The organism is Crenobacter sp. CS_VA4 (assembly GCF_055597485.1).
The window spans coordinates 1-257 of record NZ_JBVMAE010000145.1; the positions used below are offsets into that span (position 1 = coordinate 1).

Annotated in this window: 1 protein-coding gene; it reads left to right on the plus strand. The window is 57.6% G+C overall.

Features of this window, described 5'->3' with window-relative positions; all coding sequences use genetic code 11:
* The coding region (locus ACZ2IA_RS23080; RefSeq protein WP_470294914.1) for an NAD(P)/FAD-dependent oxidoreductase at window positions 1–257 on the plus strand (257 nt) is incomplete at both ends.

Sequence of the window (257 nt, forward strand, 5' to 3'; positions counted from 1 at the left end):
CTGCACTACGCCGGCCATGGCGATGTGCACATCCGTCCGTCAATCGTTAATTGTGAAGGCTCCACCGTGCACTTCAGTGACGGCAGCGCTGCAGATTACGACTTGATCGTGCAGGCGACCGGATATCTGCTGCATTACCCCTTCATTGAGCGCAACGAACTGAACTGGCAGGGCGATGCCCCGCAGCTGTACCTGAATGCCTTCCACCCGCAATACGACAACCTGTTCCTGATGGGCATGGTCGAAGCTTCCGGGCT